Annotated in this window: 18 protein-coding genes; 10 read left to right on the top strand and 8 right to left on the bottom strand. The window is 34.1% G+C overall.

Features of this window, described 5'->3' with window-relative positions; all coding sequences use genetic code 11:
• Positions 1-3: 3 nt before the first annotated feature.
• The gene (locus BA768_RS06035) at positions 4-1,107 is read left to right on the top strand and encodes a DNA topoisomerase IB (RefSeq protein WP_034678804.1); all 1,104 of its coding nucleotides are present in this window, start codon (positions 4-6) and stop codon (positions 1,105-1,107) included.
• A 346-nt stretch (positions 1,108-1,453) separates the two neighbouring features.
• The gene (gene pruA / locus BA768_RS06030) at positions 1,454-3,079 is read left to right on the top strand and encodes an L-glutamate gamma-semialdehyde dehydrogenase (RefSeq protein WP_065720083.1); all 1,626 of its coding nucleotides are present in this window, start codon (positions 1,454-1,456) and stop codon (positions 3,077-3,079) included.
• A 230-nt stretch (positions 3,080-3,309) separates the two neighbouring features.
• Here the strand turns inward: pruA and BA768_RS06025 are convergent, their stop codons facing one another.
• Together BA768_RS06025 and BA768_RS06020 are read right to left on the bottom strand one after the other, a co-directional pair.
• The gene (locus BA768_RS06025) at positions 3,310-4,155 is read right to left on the bottom strand and encodes an ABC transporter permease (protein WP_065720082.1); all 846 of its coding nucleotides are present in this window, start codon (positions 4,153-4,155) and stop codon (positions 3,310-3,312) included.
• 2 nt (positions 4,156-4,157) lie between these two features.
• Positions 4,158-5,060, bottom strand: coding sequence for an ABC transporter ATP-binding protein (locus BA768_RS06020; RefSeq protein WP_034678800.1), 903 nt, complete (start codon positions 5,058-5,060; stop codon positions 4,158-4,160).
• 202 nt (positions 5,061-5,262) lie between these two features.
• On the opposite strand from BA768_RS06020, the gene BA768_RS06015 reads away from it, so the two are divergent.
• From BA768_RS06015 to BA768_RS05990, 6 genes are all read left to right on the top strand, one after another.
• Positions 5,263-6,618: an AAA family ATPase gene (locus tag BA768_RS06015; RefSeq protein ID WP_065720081.1), complete on the top strand. Its 1,356-nt coding sequence runs from the start codon at positions 5,263-5,265 to the stop codon at positions 6,616-6,618.
• 333 nt (positions 6,619-6,951) lie between these two features.
• Positions 6,952-7,911, top strand: coding sequence for a T9SS type A sorting domain-containing protein (locus tag BA768_RS06010; protein ID WP_065720080.1), 960 nt, complete (start codon positions 6,952-6,954; stop codon positions 7,909-7,911).
• A 173-nt stretch (positions 7,912-8,084) separates the two neighbouring features.
• Positions 8,085-9,194 (top strand): NAD(P)/FAD-dependent oxidoreductase, encoded by a 1,110-nt coding sequence (locus BA768_RS06005; protein ID WP_065720079.1) that lies wholly within the window; start codon positions 8,085-8,087, stop codon positions 9,192-9,194.
• 5 nt (positions 9,195-9,199) lie between these two features.
• Positions 9,200-9,508, top strand: a complete 309-nt coding sequence (locus tag BA768_RS06000) for a hypothetical protein (protein ID WP_123947067.1) — start codon at positions 9,200-9,202, stop codon at positions 9,506-9,508.
• Positions 9,509-9,575: 67 nt separating this feature from the next.
• Positions 9,576-10,688: a peptide chain release factor 2 gene (gene prfB / locus BA768_RS05995; RefSeq protein ID WP_047477973.1), complete on the top strand. Its 1,113-nt coding sequence runs from the start codon at positions 9,576-9,578 to the stop codon at positions 10,686-10,688.
• Between the two features lie 87 nt (positions 10,689-10,775).
• Positions 10,776-11,492: a DedA family protein gene (locus tag BA768_RS05990; protein ID WP_034678793.1), complete on the top strand. Its 717-nt coding sequence runs from the start codon at positions 10,776-10,778 to the stop codon at positions 11,490-11,492.
• Positions 11,493-11,722: 230 nt separating this feature from the next.
• On the opposite strand, the gene BA768_RS05985 is transcribed toward BA768_RS05990, so the two are convergent.
• Together BA768_RS05985 and BA768_RS05980 are read right to left on the bottom strand one after the other, a co-directional pair.
• A complete protein-coding gene (locus BA768_RS05985) occupies positions 11,723-12,541 on the bottom strand; it encodes an alpha/beta hydrolase (RefSeq protein ID WP_228388324.1) in 819 nt (272 codons plus the stop codon).
• Positions 12,542-12,613: 72 nt separating this feature from the next.
• Positions 12,614-13,018 (bottom strand): hypothetical protein, encoded by a 405-nt coding sequence (locus BA768_RS05980; protein ID WP_034678790.1) that lies wholly within the window; start codon positions 13,016-13,018, stop codon positions 12,614-12,616.
• Between the two features lie 130 nt (positions 13,019-13,148).
• Here BA768_RS05980 and BA768_RS05975 point away from each other — a divergent pair, with 130 nt between their 5' ends.
• Together BA768_RS05975 and BA768_RS05970 are read left to right on the top strand one after the other, a co-directional pair.
• Positions 13,149-14,054, top strand: a complete 906-nt coding sequence (locus tag BA768_RS05975; protein ID WP_065720076.1) for a DUF808 family protein — start codon at positions 13,149-13,151, stop codon at positions 14,052-14,054.
• 153 nt (positions 14,055-14,207) lie between these two features.
• Positions 14,208-15,128 (top strand): acyltransferase family protein, encoded by a 921-nt coding sequence (locus tag BA768_RS05970; RefSeq protein ID WP_065720075.1) that lies wholly within the window; start codon positions 14,208-14,210, stop codon positions 15,126-15,128.
• On the opposite strand, the gene BA768_RS05965 is transcribed toward BA768_RS05970, so the two are convergent.
• The 4 genes from BA768_RS05965 to BA768_RS05950 form a co-directional block, all read right to left on the bottom strand.
• Positions 15,129-16,142: a glycoside hydrolase family 43 protein gene (locus BA768_RS05965; RefSeq protein ID WP_228388317.1), complete on the bottom strand. Its 1,014-nt coding sequence runs from the start codon at positions 16,140-16,142 to the stop codon at positions 15,129-15,131.
• Between the two features lie 46 nt (positions 16,143-16,188).
• A complete protein-coding gene (locus tag BA768_RS05960) occupies positions 16,189-16,539 on the bottom strand; it encodes a hypothetical protein (RefSeq protein ID WP_034678787.1) in 351 nt (116 codons plus the stop codon).
• A 101-nt stretch (positions 16,540-16,640) separates the two neighbouring features.
• A complete protein-coding gene (dnaJ, locus tag BA768_RS05955; protein ID WP_065720074.1) occupies positions 16,641-17,759 on the bottom strand; it encodes a molecular chaperone DnaJ in 1,119 nt (372 codons plus the stop codon).
• Positions 17,760-17,836: 77 nt separating this feature from the next.
• Positions 17,837-18,373, bottom strand: coding sequence for a nucleotide exchange factor GrpE (locus tag BA768_RS05950; RefSeq protein WP_065720073.1), 537 nt, complete (start codon positions 18,371-18,373; stop codon positions 17,837-17,839).
• Between the last annotated feature and the right edge of the window lie 448 nt (positions 18,374-18,821).

The following is an 18,821-nucleotide window of genomic DNA, read 5'->3' as shown; positions in this document are numbered from 1 at the left end:
TTTATGGATCAATCAGATTTAGATATTATTTCTCATCTTAAGCCATCGAAGATTGTCAAAATTATGAAGGATCCGGTAGCTTCTGCAAAGGCGGTAAATCTTATTTATACCACTGATGCTGAAGCTTCCGGTATTATTCGCCGAAAAAGAGGTAAAAAGTTTCAGTATTTTAAAGGTGATGAAAGAATTAAGGATAAAGAAGAAATTAAAAGAATAAATAGCTTAGTTATTCCGCCGGCCTGGGAAAATGTATGGATCTGTGCTTTAGACAACGGTCATCTTCAGGCAACAGGTTTTGATGTGAAAAACAGAAAGCAATACCGTTATCATCCGTTGTGGAGTGCACTGAGAAATCATACTAAATTTTACAGAATGCTTCAGTTTGGGTATGCCTTGCCTGAAATTCGTTTGCAGCTTGAAAAAGATTTGGCCTTAAGAAATTTCGAAAAAAGAAAAATTTTGGCATTAATTGTCAGCTTGATGCAGCGAACCAATATCCGTATCGGAAATAATATTTACGAAAAATTGTATGGTTCTTTCGGTTTAACAACTTTGAAAGAAAAACACGTGAAAATCGAGGGACAAAAAATAAAATTCTCATTCAAAGGAAAAAAAGGAATTATGCATAATGTCAGTCTGAAAAGCAAAAGATTGGCTAAGTTAATTATGAAATGCAAAGAAATTCCGGGAAAAGAATTGTTTCAGTATTTTGATGATGAAGGAAAAAGACATTCTGTGGATTCAGGCATGGTGAATGATTATATTAAAGAATTAAGCGGTGAAGATTTTACAGCTAAAGATTTTAGAACATGGAGTGGAACAGTAAATGCCCTAATTGCTTTTAAAGAAATCGGTTATGCCGAAAACAATTCTCAGTACAAAAAGAAAGTAAAAGCCGCTTTAGATATTGTTGCTGAACATTTGGGAAATACAAGTACGGTTTGCCGAAAATATTATGTACACCCTTTAGTCATCAACCTTTACGAAAATAATACGATTAAAAAATATCTTGACGAATTGGAAATCATTGAAGAAAATGATGGAAAAGCCGGATTAACTCACGAAGAAAAATTAGTGTTAAAAATTCTTGAAACGGAGAAGATGTGAAAAAGTGAATTGAACGGTCAATTCGCTTCGCTTGTCAATTTTTTGGATTGCGAATTTCATATTATAAATATCTTTTAACGCTAAGTCCGTAAAGAAATTTTCACTAAAAAACTTTTTGTTTCCGTCCGAAAAGGCGTTTCACTCAGCTATGGTGCATATTTCATTTGCTGAACGAAGTGCCTTTGCGAACGGAAAATATTTTCAATTCTAAAAAATCTCAGCGCTCATTGCGTTAATATTTTTTTCTAATATTTCCACTCACACAAAAATTGACTATTTGCATTTCCTAGAAGTAAATTTTAAATGTTGTAAATTTGTAAAAAGCAAAAACAAACAATACAACTATATGTCAAAAGCAATTTCGCAAGTACCATTTGCAGTAAATGAGCCGGTAACTTCTTACGAACCGGGATCAGCAGAAGTAAAATCTCTACTTGCAACGTACAAAAAAATGTGGGCAGAAAAGACAGAAATCCCAATGATTATCAACGGTAAAGAAGTGAAAACGGGCGATACTGTTCAGCTTCAGTCTCCACAGGATCATTCACACGATTTCGGTTTTTATCATAAAGGAACAATGCAGCATGTAGATGATGCAATCAACTCGGCTTTAGCAGCAAAAAAGCAATGGAATGAGCTTGGATGGGAACACCGTGCAGCCATTTTCTTAAAAGCAGCTGATCTTTTGGCTGGACCATACAGAGATGTAATCAATGCAGCAACCATGATCGGGCAGTCTAAAAATGTTCATCAGACTGAAATTGATGCAGCTTGCGAATTTATCGATTTCCTGAGATTCAATGTAGAATTCATGACAGAAATGTATTCTGAGCAGCCGGTTTCTGATGCAGGAATCTGGAACAGAGTAGAGTACAGACCATTGGAAGGATTTTGTTTTGCGGTAACTCCATTCAACTTTACAGCAATTTCAGGAAACTTGCCAACATGTATGGCAATGCTTGGAAACGTTGTGGTTTGGAAGCCTTCAGACAAACAAATCTATTCTGCAAAAGTAATCATGGATGTTTTGATCGAAGCTGGTCTTCCTGCAGGCGTTATCAACATGATTTTTACGGATGGAAAAGAAACGGCTGAGAAAGTTTTGGCACACAGAGATTTTGCAGGACTTCATTTTACAGGTTCTACAAAAGTTTTCCAGGGAATGTGGAAGATGATTGGTGACAATATTCACAATTACAGAACATATCCGAGAATTGTTGGAGAAACTGGTGGAAAAGATTTTGTAATTGCACATTCTTCTGCAAATGTAGAAGCTGTGGCAACGGCTTTGGTAAGAGGTGCTTTCGAATATCAGGGTCAGAAATGTTCTGCGGCTTCAAGAGCGTATATTCCTCAGTCTCTTTGGGCTGATGTGAAAAAAGTGATGGAAACTCAGATCGCTTCAATTAAAGTCGGTTCTCCTGAAGATCCTTCAAATTTTGTAAATGCCGTAATCGATAAAAATTCTTTCGAAAAATGTAAAGGATACATCGACAGAGCAAATGCTTCAAACGAAGCAAATGTTGTGATTGGTGGAAAAGTAGATGATTCTAAAGGATGGTTTGTAAATCCGACAGTTATCGAAACCACTAATCCTCAGTACGAAAGTATGGTGGAAGAAATTTTCGGTCCAATCTTGTCGATTTATGTTTACGAAGACGCAAAATGGGCAGAAACTTTACAATTGGTGGATTCTTCTTCTCCATATTCATTAACAGGTTCTGTTTTCGCACAAGATCGTTACGCTGTAAATGAGGCTTTCAAAGCGTTAGAAAATGCTTCAGGAAACTTCTATATCAATGATAAACCAACCGGTGCAGTTGTTGGTCAGCAACCTTTCGGTGGAGGTAGAGCTTCAGGTACAAACGATAAAGCAGGTTCTAAAATGAACTTACTGAGATGGACGTCTGTAAGATCGATTAAAGAAACTTTCGTTTCTCCTAAAGATTACAAATACCCATATCTTGGTTAATGAGTAATAAATAATAGGTAATGAGTAATTTTTGCCTGTATAAATATAGCCTCGGAATTTTATTTCGGGGCTTTTGTTTTTATATTTTAAGCTAAGACATTTTTATTATTTGAGAGCCCTGAAAGGGCGACCTCATAAAGCATCGGGTAAAGCCCGATGAAATAATTAATAAAAACAAAAAAAGTGACTCAACGAATCACTTTTAATTTTGAATAATATGTAAAACAAATTTACCAGTCTCTTTTCTTTAAAATCAAATAAGATCCCAAAATAAATAAACCACACCAAACCAAGCAAGCAATTAAGCTTTCTGTAGGATAGGTAAATTCATACTTTAAACCGAGTGCTTTTGCCATATTTAATCTTAACATTGGGTTAGGTATTAAATTAGACATGCTTTCCAGTGGGAAAAGTTTGCTGAAGAAAAAATCATTTTGTAGAATTTCGTTTCTTTGAGCCGCCTGTGTTCCTGCAACTTTTGTGTAAGTTTCAATTCCTCCAAGAATAGATTCTCCTACCCAAAGTACAAAAAATGCAAGGAATACAAAAACTGATTTTCTTAACAGAATTGATAAAAACATTAATAAACAGAAGAATGCAAAAAGTTTCAGGAAATAATTTCCAATAAAAAATATTTCTTTATAAACCAACGACGACTCTGTTGAGGTTGAATATCGGTATCCTAAAAACATCGTAATTCCAAACACAAGAACAGTTGAAATGAATGTGAAAATAATAATGGTTAAAAGTTTTGAACCAATAAATTCTTCTCTGCTTAAACCATCAATGGTATTTTGTTTAAACATTCTGTTACTGAATTCCTGACAGATTGAAAATACAATAATCAACCCTAAAAATATCTTCAGTAAAGCGACGGTCCAGGTTGTAAAATTCCAGATTTCCGGGAAATTGTACATTCCTTGTTCTTTTAGGTTGATGGTATCTCCGAAGAGCTTTAAATCAATCAATCCGATACAAAGGAAAATAATCAATATCGCAAAATATAAAATCGTGAAAACCTTAAACGGTGTATAATTCAGATTTTTATAATATTCTAATTTTAATAATTTCATCATGATTAATTAGTGTTTTTTACAAGTTCAAGGAATTGATTTTCAAGCGATTGTTTTTTCTTGGCTAAATGCGACAAGAAAATACCTTTTTCGGCAAGTTTCTGGTTTAGTGTTGATGCAGAAATCGACGCGTCATCGCGAACCTGTGCTTTTACGAGTTCGCCTTCTGCAAAAACTGAAGTAAACCACTGAAGTTCTTCCAAAGCACTCAAAAGAGCGGAATTATTATCTGCTTTTAATTCAAAAAAGCCTTGGTTGCTGGTAATTTCATCTACTCTTCCCGAATAAATGGCATTTCCTTCTTTTAAAACAATTACATGACTGCAGATTTTTTCGATTTCATCCAAAAGGTGACTCGCAATAATGATCGTAATACCCTGTTTTGCAATAGTACCAATGATTTCTCTGATCTGGATAATTCCTTCAGGATCTAAACCGTTTGTAGGCTCATCCAAAATCAAAACTTCAGGATTGTTGAGTAAAGCCGAAGCAATAGCCAGACGTTGCTTCATTCCTAAAGAATACGTTTTGAACGTGTCTTTTTTTCTTTCTAAAAGTTTCACGGTATTCAGAACTTCGTCAATTCTTGAATAAGGAGTTCCTTTGATCTGGGCAACAATTCTTAAGTTGGTTTCTGCGCTTAAATAAGGGTAGAAATTGGGTTGTTCAATAATCGCCCCTATTTTTTTCAGTGTTTCGGGATCAGTTCCCTTTTTACCAAACCAAAACCAGTCGCCACTCGTAGGATTGATGGTTGAAAGGAGCATCCCGAAAGTAGTAGATTTTCCACTTCCGTTAGGACCGAGAAGTCCGTAAACATTACCTCTTTCCACATCGAAAGAAATATTGTTAACAACGACTCTCTTGAATTTTTTTGTCAGATTCTTTACTGATAAAATTTTTTCCATGTAGTTCAGTTATATATTTTGATAAGTTTCTCTTTTTTGTGAAATGTTACAATTTTTTTTAAGAAAAAAGTAAAAAGTAGGAAGAACCAAGTAAAAGGAATCAAGTAAAAGTGCTAAACATCTATATCCCGAATCCCGAATCTCGAATTTCAAATCCCAAATCTCAAAAATTTTTCATTATATTTGAGTTAAAGATGTTTGTATGAAGTTAATCCAGCTTGCAAAAGAATTAAATGTTTCCGCTGAAGCCATTAAGCAGTTTATTCAGGATTTTGATCTCGATTTGATCGACTGTATCACCACCAATTTCGAAGTGAAAGAAGATTTTGAAAAATTTGCCCGTGAAAATGTAGATTTTTTAAAATTATATGAAAAAGATCTGGATGAGAACAAAACCGTAGAGCAGATCGCAAAAACCATCAATCAGCCCAAAGAAAAGGTAGAAAAAGCGATTAAGGAAACCGATGCAAATATTTTTGATAACGGATTATTCCGTTCATCTATTTCAAGTTATGGAATTGATCAGAAATTGGGCGGAAATTATAAGTTTGTTTATAATTATTTCGGAACTAAAACCAGTTTACAGCAACGTGATTTCATCGGTTACAGGGATCTTTATTTTCATATTTCGGGAATTTTGGAACCTTTTCTAAATCCACAGCAGATAAAAGACTGGGGAATAAACAAACCCGCAGGAATTGTTTTGTATGGCCCTCCCGGAAGCGGGAAAATTTTTTGGGCAAATAAAATTGCAGAAATCATCAATTATAAATTTAAAGAAGTCAAAAAATATTATCTCGGAACTTCTTTTGTAGATGGAAATCAGACTAATTTCAACGATTATCTTGTGGCAATGATGAAACAAGACAAAGTTTTACTTTTTCTTGAAGACTTTGATGATATTATGATGGAAAGAAGAGCAGAAAACAATGTCGCTTCCTGTAATCTTGAAACTCAGGAAATTATTCTCCATTATATTTCTAAATTTGAGAGTGAGGATGTTTTAATGGTGGGCTCTGCAAATACAGTTGTAGATATTGATGAGGAAATTTTGGCTCCCGGAAGATTTGATGTTTTGATTCCCGTTTTTCCGCCAAATGCTGCCGAAAGATCAGAAATTATCCTGTATTCGATGACCAAAAATCTGGATAAAGATTCATTACTATTTAAAATTCTTAAAAATAATAAAGCTGATAAAATTCCTTTCTGGAACAATATTGCATCCAAAATGAAGGTTTTCAGCAACACCATGCTGATTGATTTTACCCAAAGTCTGAAAAAACGAATTAAAAACCGCTATCAGAGAGTCAAAAACGAGAAAATGGTTATTGATGAGGTTCTTCTGAATGGTGCTTTGCGAGATGCAGCTGCAAAACTTACCGAAGAATACCTTAATCAGATTGCTCAGTTTTTAAATGATGTTATTATCAATAATCTCGATGATTTCCAAATGAGAATTCATGCCCTGAAATCTGAACTCGAAACTTATCAGGCTGTGGAAACACCGAGAAGAGAAATTGGTTTTCAGCATAATGATGCGGAAGAGAAAGATCAATAAACTATTCTCAAGAAATTATATTTTTCCATCACTTTTATTAGTGGTGGATTTTTTTTAATAAATATTTGATGACTTTATTTGTTGTAAATTTTTTATAGTATTTTGTTGATTGGTAATAATTGTTTCTTTTATTATTGTTTTTATTGTTAAATATTATCTAATTTATTTGAAATGTTGTTTTTAAAGCAATTCAAAGATGGGTGAGTATGTGTTGAGTAGGTAATTCTGCGCTTAGAGTAGCTTTTTTTGTGGTTCGTCTTCTATATTTGTTGAGGTTTTTGATTCTGAAAAAACTCATCTTTTTCTTAAAACTAATCAACAATAATATAATCTATGAAAAGAAAACTCCTTTCTCTTGGTGCCGTTTTAGCTTTAACTCAATTAAATGCACAGACTTATCAGCCTTTAACCGTTACAGGATTTAATGCAGATGTTATTGCAAACGGAGTCGGACCTTCTTTGAATTCTACAACCATGAGTTTAGACAAAGACACCGACAATTTTGCGTATATGTCGAAAGATTTTAAAGTAAATTCTTCCGCAACAGCATTAACTTACGGATTGCCCGAAAACGGACTCATTACTTCTGCAGTAACGGCAACAAGTGGTTTAACCTATCAGTTGGCTTCTTACTCAGGAAATAACTCTCTGAGACTTCCCAATGCAAATGACACAGGAACGCTTACTTTAGTAACACCAACTTCAACAAATAATTTATATGTTCTTGCCGTAAGTGGAAGTGGTCCTTCTACCGGAGATATTACGGTTAATTTTTCAGACGGGTCATTTCAGGTTTTTACGAATATCAATTTTCAGGATTGGTATGGCGGAACAAGTGCAGCTATTCAGGGAATCGGAAGAATCAATAGAGCTACAAATGCTTTGGATGCAGCAGGAGGTACAAATCCAAGAATTTATCAGATCCCTTTAGCAATAAGCCCGGTAAGTTATAACAGATTAATTACTTCAGTGAATATTAAAAAAACATCTACAGCGACAACAGTAATAAATGTCTTTGCAGTTTCTGCTCAAGTCACTAATCTCTCTGTTTCTGACGCGAAAAAATCAAAGGAAATCGCAATTTACCCTAATCCGTTTGCAAGTGAATTGAATTTGAAGAACGCTTCAGAGATTGCTTCAATTGAAGTTTTAGATTTTGCTGGAAAAACGATTAAAGCTAATATTCAACCCGAATCAAAACTGAATCTTTCATTATTGGATAAAGGAAATTACATCCTTGTTCTGAAAAACAAAAATGGAACTTTAACTTCTCAAAAAGTAGTTAAAAAATAATATGAAGTATTTTTTCTTTTATTATTATATAAAATAGAGACAATCATTGTGCAATAAGCCGGTTTTAATTAACCGGCTTATTTTTTAGATTTTGATGAATATTTGGTTAAATTTAACGTGTAATTATGATCGAAATTTATTTTACATCATAACTTTACCAATAATTTTTACTCATGAATAACAGCATTTGGGAGCTTGAAACATTTTACAGAAAACGTGATGTAATTATAATCGGAGCTGGTTTTACAGGATTGTGGACTGCAATTTCCATCAAAGAAAAATATCCTGAAAAATCAGTTGTAATTATTGAACGAAATTCTATTCCGTTGGGAGCATCTACTAGAAATGCAGGTTTTGCATGCTTTGGAAGTTTAACCGAAGTTATTGCCGATTCTGAGAAAATGGGATGGGAAAAGACATTGGATTTGGTAAAAATGAGGTTTAATGGTTTACGAAAAATTCAGTCTTATTTTAAAAGTACAGAAATTGATTTTGAATTAAACGGTGGTTTCGAAATTCTAAATGATAATGAACCATTGCAAAAAATTGATGAGGTTAATGAAAAGCTTAAATCAATTACAGGATCAGAAAAAACTTACTTTCTTAATCAGAAAAAAATCAAAGAATCCGGACTTGGAAAATCTGAATATTTAATTGAGAACACATTTGAAGGCAGTCTTCATTCCGGAAAATTACTGCAAAGATTATTAGAAAAATGTTATCAGCTCAAAATTGAATTTCTCTTTGGAACTGAGGTTAAGAATATTGTAGAAAATACAGATGATGTTGAAGTTCAGCTTTCGCAAAGTCTTTCCATAACATCCAGCCAAATTATTCATTGTACCAATGCATTTGCCTCAAAATTTTTAGAAAAAGAAGAAATTATTCCGTCTCGCGGACAAATTATTTTAACCGAACCTATTGAAAATTTAAAAATAAAAGGAACCTTCCATTACGATGAGGGATTTTATTATTTCAGAAATCTCGGAAATCGCGTGCTATTGGGTGGCGGAAGAAATAAAGATTTTGAAACAGAACAAACAACTGATTTCGAGACGACAGAATTTCTTCAAAATCATCTGGAATTTTTTTTGAAAGAAGTCATTTTGCCCAATCAAGACTTTAAAATTTCCATACGCTGGTCAGGAATTATGGCAATGGGCTCAGAAAAAACGCCAATTGTAAAACAAGTTTCTGAAAGACAATTCTGTGCAGTGAGACTTTCAGGAATGGGAGTTGCGCTGGCTCCGAAAATAGGGGAGATTATGGCTGAAATGATTTAATGTATATGAGGAAGTATAAATATACAAACCTCTTTGGAATATTAACATTACCGTTAATTTTTCTGTGCATTTTTATGGCAGGTGGCGGTCATGGAACTTATGTTCCTATTGCTGCTGTTTTTCCATTAGGCTTTATCGGGATATTCTTACACAATGAAAAAGTATCAACACTGTTTTATATTTTTGCAGTTCTTCAGTTTCCTATTTTTGGATATTTTATGGATAAATTTAAAGCGAAAAAGACATTACCATATATTATTCTAATACATGGCTTATTGGTTTTGATTGCATTTTCCCTAAACGCTGTTTTTTAATTTTTCTATCGAATACAATTTTTCACACTCTTAATTTTATCCGTATTTTTGCAAAAAGAAAAAATTCGTGATCAACAACGACCAGATAAAAGAAGTTCAGTCAAGAATTGAAGATTTACACCGATATCTTCAGATCGACAAAAAAAAGATAGAAATTTCCAACGATGATGAAAAAACTGCTGCCCCGGAATTTTGGGACAATCCTAAAACAGCAGAAGTATTTCTGAAGCAGCTTCGTTCCAAAAAAAAATGGGTAGAAGATTATGAAGAGATCAATACTCAGTTTGAAGATTTACAGGTTCTCATAGAATTTGCCAAAGAAGACCCTGATTCTGAAAAAGAATTGGATGAAACCTTTCCTCAGCTTTTAGAAAAAATCGAAGATCTTGAGTTTAAAAACATGCTTTCCAACGAGGGTGATGAGCTTTCGGCTGTTCTTCAGATTACAGCAGGAGCAGGAGGAACAGAAAGTTGTGACTGGGCATCGATGCTGATGAGAATGTACACGATGTGGGCGGAAAAACAAGGCTACAAAATCAGAGAACTGAATTTTCAGGAAGGAGATGTTGCCGGTGTGAAAACGGTGACTTTAGAAATCGACGGCGAATATGCTTTTGGTTATCTGAAAGGTGAAAACGGAGTGCACAGATTGGTAAGAATTTCTCCTTTTGATTCCAATGCGAAACGTCATACAAGTTTTGTATCGGTATACGTTTATCCTTTGGTGGATGATACTATTGAAATCAACATCAATCCTGCCGATATTTCATTTGAAACTATGCGAAGCTCAGGAGCAGGTGGCCAAAACGTAAACAAAGTGGAAACAGCAGTTCGTCTTCGTCACGCTCCGACAGGAATTATCATCGAAAACTCAGAATCCCGCTCTCAGCTTCAGAATAAAGAGAAAGCAATGCAGTTGCTTCGTTCAAGACTCTATGAAATGGAGTTGGAGGAACGTATGAAAGCTCGAAATGAGATTGAAGCCGGAAAAATGAAAATCGAGTGGGGAAGTCAGATCCGTAATTATGTGATGCATCCTTATAAACTGATAAAAGATGTTCGTTCTGCTCACGAAACTTCAGATGTTGATGGGGTGATGAACGGAAACCTTACCCCTTTCCTGAAAGCCTATCTGATGGCAGACGGAACAGCCGTTTCGGATGACGATTTAGACCTATAAAAAATCATGTTTGAATTTTCGTTAAAATATGCTAATAAATTTCCTTGTATAGGGGATTAAGCTTATTTTTGTGAGATAGCATTATATATGGAAGATTTCAATAGTTGGAAAGATTTATTAAACCCAGAATTTTATATAAAAATGGGTGGGTTTTGGCTGATTTTGTTTATCGTTTTCGCCGAAACTGGTTTGTTCGTAGGGTTTTTCCTTCCGGGAGATTCATTACTTTTCGTATCGGGGATTTATGCGGTAGAAATTATCAAGGAAACTTTTGGATCTACAGGAAGTGACCTTTTAGATACAACTATTTTGGCAACTGCGGTTGCTCTTGCTGCGATTGTTGGTAATCAGGTAGGGTATTGGTTCGGAAGAAAAACAGGTCCGGCTTTATACAACAAAAAAGATACAATGCTTTTCAAGAAAAAATATTTGTATCAGGCGCATGATTTTTTTGAAAAAAACGGTGCCTTGGCAATTATCATGGCGAGATTTTTACCGGTGGTAAGAACGTTTATGCCGATCGTTGCGGGTATTGTGAAAATGGATAGAAAAGAGTTTGTACGAGACAACATCATTGGTGGTGTTCTTTGGTCTTTTATCTTGATTTTTGCAGGGCATTATCTTAATGAATTATTCATGGCTCAATTTGGTATTAACCTTAAAGAAAAGCTTGAATTTATTATCATTGTAATTGTTTTGATCACTACCGTTCCAGTAATTCTTAAATTTATGTTCGGCGCTCCTAAAGGTGACCCAAAAACGGAAGATGAAGTTTTGGATGATTTAATTGACAAAGAAAAATAATCAATTTTTAAATTATATAAATGACCTGCTTTTTAGCGGGTTATTTTTTGTTAAAGTAAAAATCTATAATTAATAAGTCAGTTTTGAAGCATGTTTGTCATTCCGTAGGAATCTAAATTACTTTATTTAGCATAGTGAGATTCCTACGGAATGACAAATTAACTGCTGAATTATAGCATTATTATTAAGCAAATATTATTTAAATCAAATTACGATTCAATAAATCAAGCTCAGTAATTCTTTATCCACTCCAAAATATTTGGATAAATTATACTGTCTCTTTTTTTCTTATTGAAAAATCTTGGTGCATGACCGGTTTTATCCATAAAAATCAATTTATGTGGCACATTCATCTTCGTTAAAACAGAATCCAGCGCTAAACCCTGTTTCTGATTCACCAGAAAATCCTGATTTCCCTGAAACAAAAGGGTCGGAACATTCGTCACATTTGCAACCGGACTTGCTTTTTGGAAATCTTTAGACAAACTTTTGCGGTTAAACTTAGTTCCCACCATTTTTTGAATCGTTCCCGAAGTATATTTCGAGTAAAACGATTTTAAATATTGTTCAGAATAAAAATCTGTCGGGCCACTCAGAGAAATAATTTTTTTTATTTTATCGGGATTTTGATAGCCGTACAATAAAGCTAAATGCCCACCTGCACTTTCACCAAGCAGAATATAATTGTTAGGAAGAAGTTCGGCGTTACCTGAAAGCGAATTGAACTTTTCAATCACAGCATTGATATCCTCCAGCTGTTCTTTGTAAGTAAGATGCTTAGAGACCAATCTGTAATTCATATTAATGCTCGGAATATTATTATTAAAAAGCAATTTCTGAATCTGGATCATGTGTTCTTTTCTGCCATATTTCCATGCTCCACCATGAACGATCAAAACAACGGGAGAATCTTGCGGATAATCTGCAGGAAGAAAAACATCCATTTTCTGACGTTTGTGTTCGCCATATTTCAGATTGTAGATTTTCTGGCTGTCTTTTCCCACCCAAACCCTGAATTTTGTATTACATGAATTTAGAATGCAGCTCATTAAGCCCAAAACAAAAAAATGGCAATTGAGAATCAGCTTCTTCATAGAGTAAAGGTAAGGAGAAAATGAAATTTAGTCTATTCTTTTGAAATGATTTTTGTGGTCTAAAAGATATTTTTTTGGAAAATATATCCATCCCGACATATATTCACAATCCAAATTTACTAAAGTCTGTTTTATCGATTTATTATCTTCTTTTAGGGCAATTAAATATCCATAACCGCACGATTTTATATCGGACTTATATTTAAAAACCCATTGTCTTTTCATTTTATTTAAAGTCAGTGGATCATCAATATAAAAATTTCTAAAATCATCAATAAGTTCTCCTTCAACCTGGTGAATTTCCAGTTTATATCTTCCGGAACTAACATCATAATTTTCGAAAAATGAAACAGGCTCTTCCAGTTTTTCTCTGCAGTTGGTAAATAATAAAAAAATTACCATCTGAATAAAAATACTTGCAAATGATTTCATTAAAATTGTTTAAACGTATTATAAAATTACTGTTTTAATCCGATAATTGAATTTCAAAATATCTTTAAATCCCAAATTAAATCTATATTTTTGTAAGACTTAACATTTATTAAAAAAATATTAAAATACTATGGCTTCTGGTTTTTTTGCGATTTTGGATGACATCGCTGCTTTGATGGATGATGTGGCAGTAACAAGTAAAATTGCGACTCAGAAAACAGCTGGGATTTTAGGGGATGATCTTGCCGTAAATGCTGAAAAAGCGACCGGTTTCCTTTCTTCAAGAGAAATTCCTGTTTTGATGAAAATTATGAAAGGTTCATTTATCAATAAATTGATTATTGTTCCTATCGTTTTTCTTCTGGAATGGCTTTATTCACCGGCTATAAAAATTATTCTGATTATTGGCGGATTTTACCTTGCCTATGAAGGTGTTGAAAAAATTGTGGAATTTTTATTTCACAGAGAGAAAAAAGGGCATGAAGTTATTGAAGAATCTGATGATATTGTCGAAGATGGTGAAATTGCAGAAAAGGCTAAAGTAAAATCTGCCGTTACTACAGATTTTATCTTATCTCTTGAGATTGTAATTATTGCATTGGCAGCTGCAAAAGATGGTTATGAAGCATTAAAATCACAGTTTGATCCGTTTCTTGTAGAAGTTGTTACCGTTTCTGTTGTTTCCATTATTGCGACAGTAGGAGTTTACGGGATTGTTGCATTAATTGTAAGAATGGATGATGCCGGTTTTAAATTAATTAAAAAAAGCAACGATAAAGGTTTCTTCGGAAAGTTAGGGCATTTGCTGGTAAAGGCACTTCCTTTTGTAATAAAGGCTTTGGGAGTAATAGGAACAATTGCACTTATACTTGTTGCCGGAGGAATTTTTGATCATAATATTGATCAGCTTCATGACGCATTACCGACTTGGCATGAGACTTTAAAACAGGTAATTTTCGGCATTGTAGGAGGATTGATCGCTCTGTTTTTAATCAGTGGTGGTAAAAAAGTGTATGCATTAGCAACGAAAAAATAATTGTTAGATCCTTATAAAAAATCCTGCTTTAATATTTTGGAGCAGGATTTTCTTTTTTATACGAAATGAATGACTAATATTTCATAAGCTTTACAGGAAATATTTATTTTTGCACCATAAAAGGGATACCATCATGTTTCTCTTGGTTTATTTATGGGTAGAAATTTAAGCATTGATATTTTAAAAATAATTCTGGCATTATTTGTCGTATTTCTGCACATGAATTTTCTTAAAGAAACCCATCCAATGCTTAGTTTTTTATTGGTTAATGGTATTTTCAGAATGGCGGTTCCTGTTTTTTTGGTGATTACGGGATTTTATTTTTTTCATATTGATACAGGTAAAAAGCTTAAGAAATGGTTGTTCAGAACATTTTTACTCTATGCAATCTGGATGCTTATTTATATTTCGTATTGGAAAGATAACGATCAGGTTTGGCTTACCGTAATTTTCGGCTACCATCATTTATGGTATTTGATCGGAACTTTTTTTTCGGGAATTATTTTATTTCTTTTGAGAAATCAAAAAGCTGTTTTACTTTTTGCTTTTGCTTTTCTGTTGTTTGGAATCGGCTATATTGTCCAGATTTTAGGAAATGCACATTATTTTAAAGGAGAACAGGATTCGTTTTTAAATGATTATCTTATCTACCGGAATTTTCTTTTTGTATGCTTTCCTTTCCTGACGATTGGCTTTTTAATAAATAAAATGAAAATCAGTTTCGAAAAATACAGATATTCTTATTTACTGATTGTTTTTTCAGTATTAATGATCGTTGCGGAAGCTTACTTCAATTATATAATGGTCAGCTCGGAAAGTACAGACATATTGTTTTCCTTGTTTTTTGTAAGTCCGATTCTCTTTTTATATTGTCAGAAAATCTATGTTAAAACGCAATCGAAAGTTTTGGCAAGCCTGTCAACGGCAATTTATGTAGTACATCCTTTCATTATGAAATCGGATTTTTATAAGGATATGACTTCGGAATATAAAATTCTAATTTTCTTATTAATTCTAATTCCTGTAAGTTTATTATTGGTTTTATTAAATAGAAAACTGAAGTACTTGCTGTAATTAATCCTGTCCGTTCATTGTTTGAATCAAACCATTTTCATCATATTTCAATTCTCTGATTTTTAAACTTCTCAGATAACTTTTTCCGCCTGATTTTTTGCTGTCGTGATAAAATAAATACCACTTTTTATTGACTTCAACGATGCTGTGATGAGTTGTCCACCCCACAACCGGAGTCAGAATTTCTCCTTTAAAGGTAAATGGTCCGTAAGGATTGTCTCCAATTGCATAGACGAGCTTATGAGTTTCTCCGGTAGAGTAGGAAAGATAATATTTGTTGTTGTATTGATGAACCCAGATTCCTTCAAAAAAACGACGATGCTGATCGCCGGATTTTAGCTGATTTCCGTTTTGGTCTAAAATCAGAACATCTTTTGGCGCTTCAGCAAGCTCTTTCATATTATCTTTCAGCCTTGCTATTTTTGGAAGCAAAGCGTTCTCATCTTTCTGAAGTTCAGGATAATTTTCTGAGTATTGATTGTTTCTGTAATTCTGAAGTTGCCCACCTTTCAAGCCTCCAAAATAAATGTAATATTTACCTTGATCATCTAAAACAGTCGGATCAATACTATATGTTCCTGTAATCGGATTTTTTTCGGATTTAAAAGGACCTGTAGGACTTTTGCTTACAGCAACACCGATTTTAAATAAATCGTCTTTATCTTTTGCCGGAAAATACAGATAATATTTGTTTCCTTTTTTTACGGCATCGGGAGCCCAAAGCTGCTGTTTTGCCCAAGGAATATCTTCGAGTTTTAAAGCAACTCCGTTATCTTTTGCTTTTTCATTGATATTATCCAACGTAAGAACATGATAATCTTTCATATTAAAATGTGCTCCGTTGGCTGCATCTTTTACATCTGTCTGAATGTCGTGAGAAGGATAAATGTATATTTTATCATCAAATATTCGGGTAGAAGGATCTGCAAAATACAAATCATCAAAAAGATACTTCGGATTTTCTTGTGCGTAACCGATTGCATACATGAATGAAAGAACAAATGCTTTTCCCATAAAATATATTTTCGCAGTTAGAATACTACGAAAATAGAGAAAATTTTTAGTTTAATTCATAATTCATAATCACCATTCTCAGGAAGAAATGAACGAAATCCTGTTCTGCATCTCTTCTGCTGATCAAACGGTTTTTATAATCGTAAGATTTAAATACTTTCAGTAATCTTTGATAGGTTTCAAGCTCTTCATCTTTGATGCGGATCTTTACATGACCATCTCTTCTTTTGATGATCTGATCATCCAGAGTTCTTACTCTGAACAATACATCACATAACAATGGTTTTACACCACAATATCTTTCTACAATGTTTACTTTGAAAGAATCAAACGTTATTGCATGAAAGATCAATTTTGGTTGAGAATCGGGTGTACGCAGTTCAAGCTTATAATTCATGAGATGTTTTTTACTATATCCTTTAGGAAATATGTCAAATTAAAAATTGATGTAAATTTAAAAATAAAAGAGACTTTTTACAAGCCTCTTTTTTAGTATTTTTAATTAAATAAATCTTTTACTTTATCAAAGAAGGTCTTTTCTTTTCCGGAGGGCTCTGCAACCATTTCTCCGCTGCTCATTTGTTTTTCGAAGAATTCCTTCTGGTCTTTGGTGAGTTTTTGCGGCGTCCATACATTGATGTGAATAAACATATCGCCTTTTCCGTAGCTGTCGATGCTTGGTAAACCTTTTCCTGCCAATCTTAAGATTTTTCCGGATTGTGTACCTGCATCAACGGTGATTTTTACTTTTCCGCCAACGGTAGGAATTTCTTTTTTCGTTCCTAATGCGGCTTCAGCAAACGAAACATAAAGTTCCTGATGAAGATTGTCGCCTTCTCTTTTGATGGTCTTATCTACTTCTTCCTCCACAATCACCAAAAGATCTCCCGGAATACCTCCAAACGGAGCGTCATTACCTTTTCCTCTTACATTAAGCTGGATTCCGTCTCTTGCTCCTGCCGGAATATTGATCGTAATTTCTTCTTCGTCTTTTATTAAACCTTGAGCATTGGCTCCTGCCGGAATTTTGTCAGCAACTTTACCGATTCCCTGACAAGTTCCACACGTGGTTTGGGTTTGCATTTGTCCGAACATCGTATTCATCACCTTCATCTGCACTCCGGCGCCGTTACACGTAGGACAAGTTTTAGAAGTGGCGCCTTCTGCCATCTTCATTTTTTTTACTTTAAGAGTTTTTTGGGTTCCGTTCACCATTTCTTCAAGATTCAGCTTGATTCTGATTCTCAAATTAGATCCTTTAGCTTGTTGACGACCACCGCCGCCACCGCCAAAACCTCCAAAACCACCACCGAAAATATCTCCAAACTGGCTGAAAATATCTTCCATGTTCATACCGCCGCCGAAACCGCCTCCTCCGAAGCCTCCGTTTCCGCCCATTCCTGCATGACCGAATTGATCATAGCGGGCTTTCTTGTTATCGTCACTCAGGACTTCGTAAGCTTCTGCAGCTTCTTTAAATTTTTCTTCGGCTTCTTTATCTCCCGGATTTTTATCTGGGTGATATTTTATCGCCATTTTACGGTATGCTTTCTTTATTTCGTCGGCACTTGCAGATTTGCTGATCTCAAGAACTTCGTAATAATCTCTTTTTGACATCTTTTTATATGAGTAATTGGTAATAAGTAATTGGTAATCTGCAATTGCTCATTACCCATTACTCATTACTTATATTGTTAGTTTCCTGTTACAACTTTTGCAAAACGAATCACTTTATCACCTAAAGTATATCCTGTTTCGATAACATCTACGATTTTACCTTTCAGCTCTTCAGAAGGAGCAGGGATCTGGGTAATTGCCTCGTGGAAATCTACATCAAAGTTATCTCCGGCTTTTACTTCCATCGTTTTCAGTCCTTTTTCGGTCAGTTTGTTTTTGAATTTGTTGTAAATCAGTTCAACACCCTGAAGGTCTGCTTCGTTACCGTTTTTAGCAATTTCTTTCAAAGCTCTTTCAAAATCATCCAAAACACCCAACATAGAAATCATCATATCCTGATTCGCATACTGGAAGAATTCCATCTTTTCTTTTGAAGTTCTTTTTTTATAGTTTTCAAACTCTGCATACAATCTGATGTAACGGTCTTTTTCTACTGCCAAAAGTTCTTCCGGAGTAGGCTTTTCTGTCACATTTTCCTGAGCTGTTGCTTCAGTTTGGGTATTGTTTTCTTCTTGTTTATTGATGTTTTCTTCGTTGATATCCTGATTTTCCATATTTCAATAACTTTTTACAAGGTTGTTTCACAAACATTCTGCCAAATAAAAAAGCGTGACATTTAGGCAGGAAAAAAGTCAAGGTAAAAGTAAAAAGAATCAAGTAAAAAGATTCACATGAAAATTAAGTAAAGGTTCTTAATATATTTTTAGGAGCTTAATCCGGCTATCCACTGTATCTTTTTTATGGCCGTCTCCTCCCGAAACTTCGGGATCCGTCTGCCACAAAAAAGGATGTCGTTTCTATCCGGGCTATTTACAAACAGTGAAATTGAGATTTTAAGGATAAAATTGTAAGAAAGAACAAATATCTTAGCCCCGATGTTAATCTGCAAATTGTTTATGTTAAAATTTTACAGTTTTTCAGATAGTCTTGTTGATAAGCTATTTTGTTTTTTACCACACCAAAACAAATTCTTAAAAGCTTGTTACAAACAGCTATCAATGC

The sequence above is a fragment of the Chryseobacterium sp. CBo1 genome (assembly GCF_001693475.1).
Lineage (GTDB): Bacteria > Bacteroidota > Bacteroidia > Flavobacteriales > Weeksellaceae > Chryseobacterium > Chryseobacterium formosense.
Note: the sequence above shows the minus strand (reverse complement) of the source record. Positions and strands in the feature narration are given on the sequence as shown.

Bases quoted from the DNA above. Each gene is read 5' to 3' on its own strand.
- BA768_RS06035 (WP_034678804.1), top strand. From the start codon at position 4: ATGGATCAATCAGATTTAGATATTATTTCTCATCTTAAGCCATCGAAG.
- pruA (WP_065720083.1), top strand. From the start codon at position 1,454: ATGTCAAAAGCAATTTCGCAAGTACCATTTGCAGTAAATGAGCCGGTA.
- BA768_RS06025 (WP_065720082.1), bottom strand. From the start codon at position 4,155: ATGATGAAATTATTAAAATTAGAATATTATAAAAATCTGAATTATACA.
- BA768_RS06020 (WP_034678800.1), bottom strand. From the start codon at position 5,060: ATGGAAAAAATTTTATCAGTAAAGAATCTGACAAAAAAATTCAAGAGA.
- BA768_RS06015 (WP_065720081.1), top strand. From the start codon at position 5,263: ATGAAGTTAATCCAGCTTGCAAAAGAATTAAATGTTTCCGCTGAAGCC.
- BA768_RS06010 (WP_065720080.1), top strand. From the start codon at position 6,952: ATGAAAAGAAAACTCCTTTCTCTTGGTGCCGTTTTAGCTTTAACTCAA.
- BA768_RS06005 (WP_065720079.1), top strand. From the start codon at position 8,085: ATGAATAACAGCATTTGGGAGCTTGAAACATTTTACAGAAAACGTGAT.
- BA768_RS06000 (WP_123947067.1), top strand. From the start codon at position 9,200: ATGAGGAAGTATAAATATACAAACCTCTTTGGAATATTAACATTACCG.
- BA768_RS05990 (WP_034678793.1), top strand. From the start codon at position 10,776: ATGGAAGATTTCAATAGTTGGAAAGATTTATTAAACCCAGAATTTTAT.
- BA768_RS05985 (WP_228388324.1), bottom strand. From the start codon at position 12,541: ATGAGCTGCATTCTAAATTCATGTAATACAAAATTCAGGGTTTGGGTG.
- BA768_RS05980 (WP_034678790.1), bottom strand. From the start codon at position 13,018: ATGAAATCATTTGCAAGTATTTTTATTCAGATGGTAATTTTTTTATTA.
- BA768_RS05975 (WP_065720076.1), top strand. From the start codon at position 13,149: ATGGCTTCTGGTTTTTTTGCGATTTTGGATGACATCGCTGCTTTGATG.
- BA768_RS05970 (WP_065720075.1), top strand. From the start codon at position 14,208: ATGGGTAGAAATTTAAGCATTGATATTTTAAAAATAATTCTGGCATTA.
- BA768_RS05965 (WP_228388317.1), bottom strand. From the start codon at position 16,142: ATGGGAAAAGCATTTGTTCTTTCATTCATGTATGCAATCGGTTACGCA.
- BA768_RS05960 (WP_034678787.1), bottom strand. From the start codon at position 16,539: ATGAATTATAAGCTTGAACTGCGTACACCCGATTCTCAACCAAAATTG.
- dnaJ (WP_065720074.1), bottom strand. From the start codon at position 17,759: ATGTCAAAAAGAGATTATTACGAAGTTCTTGAGATCAGCAAATCTGCA.
- BA768_RS05950 (WP_065720073.1), bottom strand. From the start codon at position 18,373: ATGGAAAATCAGGATATCAACGAAGAAAACATCAATAAACAAGAAGAA.